Source organism: Neokomagataea anthophila, from assembly GCF_018122595.1.
In the GTDB taxonomy this organism is placed as follows: Bacteria; Pseudomonadota; Alphaproteobacteria; order Acetobacterales; family Acetobacteraceae; genus Gluconobacter; species Gluconobacter anthophilus.
Window position 1 is genome coordinate 1 of record NZ_JAGRQH010000282.1, and the last position, 210, is coordinate 210.

Genomic DNA, 210 nt, shown 5'->3' on the forward strand with positions numbered 1-210 from the left:
GTAATTACAAAAAAGAAAAAACTAAATATAATTCAACTATAACATCAAAAAATCAACATTCAAATTATAAAACAAAAAAATCAATAAACCAATCACACATAAAAAAAATACAAAACAATAGGGTTAGTAAAAGCAAATTTAAACCCCAAACGAATAAAATGAGAAACAACAAAAAAAAAAAAAAAAAAAAAACAAAAATTAAGTTTTGTT

Annotated in this window: 1 protein-coding gene; it reads left to right on the plus strand. The window is 18.6% G+C overall.

What is annotated here, in order from left to right; translation table 11 throughout:
• The coding region (locus tag KB213_RS13615) for a hypothetical protein (RefSeq protein ID WP_211683629.1) at nucleotides 1–210 on the plus strand (210 nt) is incomplete at both ends.